Source organism: Inquilinus limosus MP06 (assembly GCF_000767795.1).
In the GTDB taxonomy this organism is placed as follows: Bacteria; Pseudomonadota; Alphaproteobacteria; order DSM-16000; family Inquilinaceae; genus Inquilinus; species Inquilinus limosus_E.
Window position 1 is genome coordinate 1 of the sequence record NZ_JANX01000389.1, and the last position, 6,104, is coordinate 6,104.

The following is a 6,104-nucleotide window of genomic DNA, read 5'->3' on the forward strand; positions in this document are numbered from 1 at the left end:
GCTTGCCGCGATTTCGACCTCTCCCCGGGGAGAGGTAAGGGGGCCGAGTCCTCGTTCCCCTCTCCTTGGGGGAGAGGGTGGGGCCCGCCGCGTTGGCGGCGGGAGGGTGAGGGGGAGAGCCGGCCTCTCCATTCCCGTCCGTGACACCGGACCGCCCGCCGTCTATGACCATCGCAGGAGCGACCGGGCAGAGGATCAGCGCGTGGTGCAGGACGGGGGCGTTCAGGGCGAGGCCGGGCGGCCGGGCTTCATCCGGCGGCAATACGATCGGCTGATCCGGGCGGCGCACGGGCCGCGGGCGCGGTGGACGCTGGCCGGCGTCGCCTTCGCCGAGAGCTCCTTCTTCCCGATCCCGCCCGACGTCGTCCTGATCCCGATGATGCTGGCCAACCCGAAGCGGGCCTGGTGGCTGGCGGGGCTGTGCACCATCGCCTCGGTGCTGGGCGGTCTGGTCGGCTACGCCATCGGCTATTTCCTGTTCGAGACGGTCGGCTCCTGGCTGATCAACCTCTACGGGCTGCAGGCCGGGTTCCAGGAGTTCCAGCAGAAATACGCCGAATGGGGCAGCTGGATTATCCTGGCCAAGGGGGTGACGCCGATCCCCTACAAGCTCGTGACCATCACCAGCGGCGTGGCCCAGTTCCCGATCGTGCCCTTCATCCTGTCCTCGCTGGCGTCACGCGGCCTGCGCTTCTTCCTGATCGCGGTGCTGATGCGCATCTATGGCGACCAGGTGCGCTACTATCTCGAGAAGTACCTGAACTGGGCGTTCTGGGGATTCCTCGTGCTGGTCGCCCTCGGCTTCGCGGTGATGACGCAGATCTGAGGGCCGCCCAACCGCGGAGATGTCGGCCATGACTGTGCAAGCCATCCTCCTCCCGGTCTTCGCGCAGGTGGCGCTGATCTTCATCCTGGCGGTGTGGATGCTGCGGGAGCGCGCCGGCGCGCTGCGGCGGGGCGAGGTGCGCGTCGGCGACATCGCGCTGGGCCAGCCAGCCTGGCCGGCGCGGGCCACCCAGGTCTCGAACAGCTTCCACAACCAGCTGCAGCTGCCGCTGCTGTTCCTCGTGCTGGTGATCCTGGCGATGATGACGAAGAAGGCGGATCTGCTGTTCGTGCTGATGTCCTGGCTGTTCGTCGCCACCCGCGTCGTGCACATCGCGGTACACACCGGGTCGAACCGCATGGGCCCGCGCTTCGCCACCTTCACGGCCGGCTTCGTGCTGCTGCTGGCAATGTGGGTGATCTTCGCCCTGCGCATCCTGATGGCAGGGGTGGAGCCGGTGTGAGCTCGATGCCTTACGAGGCGCCTCTCATTCCCGAGTGACGAGATAGGGCAACTTCTCGGGCGGCCAAAACCCCGCGCGTGAATCGTGATAATAGACCATTAGATGGCCGGGGATGGTGCGTCGGATCCAGACGTCGCCCAACTGCACCGGCTTCGGGAGCGGGACCGTGATGGCGCGGGTCCCGTCGAACCGGTACAGAACATCGAAGCCAATGATCCAGAATTCGCCTGGGGCTCCCTCGGTCAACCCGTAGAATGGCTCGCTTTGCCGGACCAGCCCTCCGGGGAACTGCTCCATACGTGCCTTTTCCCAGATCACCGAGGCTCGATCTCCGCACAGCTTGACGACGGCACCTTGCTCCGAGGTCATGTGCCCCAGCCCGGTGGAGGCCAGGATACAGCCCGGTACGCCGGGGGCCTGGATCAGGCCGGTGACGGGATCGCAGCTGCTGTTCAGGGGGCCGGAGCACAGCTCTTTGCTGTCCCGTCGCTCGATGTCGGTGACAACGCCGGTCGTCGGATCCAGCCGCTGCAGGCCGCCGCCCCATTCGCCGAGATCGTGACCGATATACACCAGGCCATTGACGGCCAGGAGGATGGGAGGCTCGGCCACCGGATGGTCCCGGATCTCGCCCTTCAGGGGCCTTGACCTCCAGCGTCCGTCGACGCCAAGGACATCCATCCGATGCGGCGACAGCACCGTTGGATTGCCATCGATGACGATCAGCGCCCGAGGCATCTGCGGTAGCTCGAAGGGCGCTGAATCCTTGAAGTTGGTCCCGATCCAGGACGACAGGACGAACTTGCCTCCGGCTGGCCGAAAGGTCTCCTTCATGTCGAACGGGTTAAGGGAGAGCGATCGCAAGGCCAACGGCTTCCCCTGCGACACGGCGAGATCGATCACGCCGTCGGCGAAATGGGTCGTGCGCACCCCGTCGGGCAGCGTCAGGGACGCCAGGCTGCCGTCTCCGCCGCGCAGCCACAGCCGGCCGTCCAGGCTCAACCCTCGATGATAGTTCCGATCCTCGTGTGCTGTCGTGACCTGCGGCGCTCCAGCACCGGGTTGCGACATCGCTCTGGACGAACTTGTCGGCGATCCCGTCGAGCTACCGCATCCGGCCAGGACCAAAAGCGGCGCCGTCATCATCAACACAAGGACCGCTCGGAAGCCGTGCATGATGTCCCTTCCTCACGCCGACGCGACGATCCAGAGCGCGCCGCCGATGGCGACGGCGTCCTCCAGCAGGGCGGCCGGCAGGTCGCGGCCGAAGGCGCGGGCCAGGCGGGATCGCAGCTCGGCTCCCGCCAGCGTGCCGGCCACGGCGCCGAAGATGCCTGCGACCAGCCCGACGCCTATCGAGCCGCCGGCGATGCCGAAGGCGGCGCCGCACAGCGCGCCGCTGACGATGCGGGCGCCGAACTGCACCGGCACCTTCCGGCTCGGCGTCCGCGGCAACTGGTCGGCGATCAGCTCGGCGACGGCCGCGAGGGTGAGCAGCCAGGGCGTGACCGTGGCGCCGAGAAACGCCAGCCCGGTGCCGCCGAGCAGCCAGCCGAGATGGGCAGCCCAGCTGACGGCCGCCGGCGCGGTCATCGTCCGCAGCCCGGCGACGCAGCCGATCAGGAAAGCGAGGACCAGCATCGAAATCTCCCCCGGAAATGCGCGGCGCCTGCGGCCGGTCTGAAAATCGGCCGCCAGCATCCGCGATCGCGGCCGCTCTGTCGATCCCGTCCGGCTTCGCTTCGCCTGGGCCGCCCTCTCGGGGCAGAGACGGCCGGCGTCGGGCGGCTACCCCCTCGCCAGCAGCCGTCCCGCCCGGTCCACCTCGGTCTCTCCCGCGCGCCAGGACATCCGGCCGTTGACCAGCACGAAGTCCAAGCCCCGCGACGGGGTCTTCGGGGCCTCGAAGGTGGCGGCGTCGGCGATCTGGATCGGGTCGAACACAACCAGGTCGGCGGCATGGCCCTCGCGCACCAGGCCGCGGTCCGGCAGGTTGAAGCGCATCGCCGACAGGCCGGTCATCTTGTGCACCGCGGTTTCCAGCGGGAACAGGCCGAGGTCGCGGCTGTAATGGCCCAGCACGCGCGGGAAGGTGCCCCACAGGCGCGGATGCGGGTGGCTGTCATGCGGCAGCCCGTCCGACCCGATCATGGTCAGCGGGAAGGACAGGATGCGGCGGACATCGGCCTCGTCCATCTGGAAATAGATGGCGCCGGCCGGGTGCAGCCGCACCGCGGCCTCCTTCTCGGTGCAGCCCCATTCGGCGGCGATGTCGGCCAGGTCGCGGCCCGCCATCTCCGGCTGCGCCTTCGACCAGGCGACCATGATCCGGATGTCGCCGGTGACATGGTCCGGGTCCAGCACGGTCGATCCGGCGGTGTAGGGATAGGCGTCGAGCCCGACCGGCTGGCTCTTGCTCGCCGCCTCGATCACCGGCAGGGTCTCGCGGCTGCGGCCCCAGTTGTGCGGCCCGGCGCATTTGTGGTGCGAGATCACCACCGGCACCCTGGCGCGGCGGGCAGTCGAGAAGCTCTCCTCCAGGGAGTCGAGCACCTTGTCGTGCTCGTCGCGCATATGGGTGGCATAGACGCCGCCGCGGTCGGCCAGCAGCTCCGCCAGCGCCACCACCTCGTCGGCATCCGCCGCGGCGTTCGGCTTGTAGTAGAGGCCGGTGGAGAAGCCGATGGCGCCCTGGTCCAGGCTGTCGGCCAGGAGGCGGCGCATGGCGTCGATCTCGCCGGCATTGGCCTTGCGGCCGACATCCGCCATGGTGCCGATGCGCAGCGAGGAATGGCCGATCAGCGCCGCCACGTTGACGCCGGGCATCACCTCACCCAGCCGGCCGCGATAGTCGGCGAAGCTCGGGAACTCGTAGGCCGACTGGTCGCCCAGCAGGTTCAGCGGCGGCGGCGGGGCGCCCTTTAGCGTCAGCGGCGACAGGCTGATGCCGCAATTGCCGACCACCACCGTGGTCACGCCCTGGCTGATCTTCGGCAGCATGTCCGGCCCGTCGATCACCGCCCGGTCGTCATGGGTGTGCACATCGATAAAGCCCGGCGCCACCACCCGGCCGGCGACGTCGATGCTCTCGCGCGCCTGGGCCGGGGCGATGCCGCCGGTCGGCGCGACGGCGGCGATGCGGTCGCCCAGGATGGCGACATCGGCCCGGAGGCGGGGGGCGCCGGAGCCGTCGATCACGGTGCCGTTGCGGAGCAGCAGGTCGTAAGGGGCACGGTCAGGCATGGATGGTCTTCCGTCGGGCGGGGCGGGGCGACGAGTCGCGGGGCGGCGCAGGGGGCGCCGGCTCGTCGATGGTGGGGATCTGGCTCAGGCTGAGCTTGACCCGGCGCAGGCTTTCCAGCGCGCTCGGGCCGCGGCGCATGGCGACGCCGGTCGCGACCACGTCGATCACCGCCATATGGGCCAGGCGCGACGCGGTCGGCTTGAAGATGTCGCTGTCCTCGGGCGGGGCGGCGGCCAGCACGATGTCGGCGGCGCGGGCCAGCGGCGTGTCCGCCCGGGTCAGGGCCACGGTGGTGGCGCCGTATTGCCGGGCGATCTCGACGCTCTCCACCAGGTCGCGGAAGCGGCCGGAGTTGCAGATCGCCAGCACGCAGTCGCCGGGGCCGAGCGTAGCGGCCGACATGCGCTGCAGCTGGGCGTCGGCGTGGAAATCGGTCGGAAGGTCGAGGCGGAAGAAGCGCAGATAGGCGTCGAACCCGACCGCGTGCGAGCCGCCGCCGACGCCGTAGATGTCGAGCCGGCGCGCCCTGGCGATCGCCTCGATCGCCTGGCGCAGCGGCTGCGGATCAAGCTGGTTGCGCACGGCCGTCACCGCCTCGATCACGCTGTCCAGCACCCGGTCGGCCAGCTGGGCGACGTCGTCCGGCGGAGCGCCGGCCCCCGTGGCGTCAGATGGCGGGCGGCGCTCGAGATAGGGGCTGGCGACGGCCAGGTTCTGCGCCAGCCGCACCTTGAAGTCGCGCACGCTGTCGCAGCCCAGCGCCCGGCAGAAGCGGGTGACCGAGGGCTCGCTGACCTGCGCGCGACGCGCCAGCTCGGCGATGCTGGCGCGGGTGGCGAAGCCGGGATCGGCCAGCACCGCCTCGGCCACGCGCTGCTCGGACGGCCGCAGCGAGGCCTCCATGCGGCGCAGGCGCGAGACGATGTCGACCACATAGGCCATCAGAAGAAGGTCCGGATGGCGCCCGAGACGCGGTAGTCGTCCTCCACCACCATCATCACCTGCCATTTGTCGAAGGTGGTGCAGGGGTGGGAGATGCCGCAGCAGACCAGGTCGCCGACCTGCGGGTCGAAGCCCTCGGCCAGCTTCAGATAGGCGTGCTGGTCGTTCATCGCGGTCAGCACCGCGCCGGCCGGCACCGGCCGCGCGGCGGCGGCGCCGACGGGTCGCCACAGGGTCGGGATCGGCAGCTCGATGTCGTAGGAGACGTCGCGCTTGCCCATGGTCAGCAGGGCCAGGCCGGGCTCCGGCCGCGACTGCACCATCGACCAGACCTCCAGCGCCGGCACCAGGTCGCCGTGGCGGCGCCAATCGGCCGGGATGCGGCGGACGATGTGCTCGAACAGCCGGGTGTACTGGCCGGAATCATGGGTCAGGTAGCAGCCGCTGCGCACCACCACCTGCACCGGGCGCGACAGCCGCACCTCGGCCAGCTTGCGGGCGACGATGTCGTAATAGGCCGAGCCGCCGGCGCTCAGCAGCACCGGCTCGGCGGTGAACAGGCCGGCGCCGTCGATCTCCGCCGCCACCGCCGCCAGCCGGTCGAGGAAGCCGGTCACGGCGATCTCGTC

At 70.0% G+C, this 6,104-nt stretch carries 7 protein-coding genes; 2 read left to right on the forward strand and 5 right to left on the reverse strand.

The genetic code is table 11. The annotated features are described in order from the left end of the window. The first annotated feature begins 202 nt into the window (after positions 1–202). Complete coding sequence (locus P409_RS23785) at positions 203–826, forward strand: YqaA family protein (protein WP_202964779.1); 624 nt, start codon at positions 203–205, stop codon at positions 824–826. Between the two features lie 28 nt (positions 827–854). Beyond that, complete coding sequence (locus P409_RS23790) at positions 855–1,289, forward strand: MAPEG family protein (protein ID WP_034844520.1); 435 nt, start codon at positions 855–857, stop codon at positions 1,287–1,289. Positions 1,290–1,313: 24 nt separating this feature from the next. On the opposite strand, the gene P409_RS23795 is transcribed toward P409_RS23790, so the two are convergent. From P409_RS23795 to P409_RS23815, 5 genes are all read right to left on the reverse strand, one after another. Then, entirely contained in the window at positions 1,314–2,465 is a 1,152-nt protein-coding gene (locus tag P409_RS23795) for a hypothetical protein (RefSeq protein ID WP_152613512.1), read from the reverse strand. 12 nt (positions 2,466–2,477) lie between these two features. After that, on the reverse strand, positions 2,478–2,930 hold the full coding sequence (locus tag P409_RS23800) for a membrane protein (protein WP_034844525.1): 453 nt from the start codon (positions 2,928–2,930) through the stop codon (positions 2,478–2,480). 147 nt (positions 2,931–3,077) lie between these two features. Then, positions 3,078–4,532: an N-acyl-D-amino-acid deacylase family protein gene (locus tag P409_RS23805; protein WP_034844529.1), complete on the reverse strand. Its 1,455-nt coding sequence runs from the start codon at positions 4,530–4,532 to the stop codon at positions 3,078–3,080. Next, positions 4,525–5,475 carry a MurR/RpiR family transcriptional regulator gene (locus P409_RS23810; protein WP_052121296.1) on the reverse strand — a complete coding sequence of 317 codons (951 nt, stop codon included), beginning with the start codon at positions 5,473–5,475 and terminating at the stop codon, positions 4,525–4,527. Before P409_RS23810 ends, P409_RS23805 begins: the two co-directional genes overlap by 8 nt. Continuing rightward, a partial coding sequence (locus tag P409_RS23815) for a type III PLP-dependent enzyme domain-containing protein (RefSeq protein ID WP_034844531.1) occupies positions 5,475–6,104 on the reverse strand: 630 nt, incomplete at its 5' end. The genes P409_RS23810 and P409_RS23815, both read right to left, overlap by 1 nt.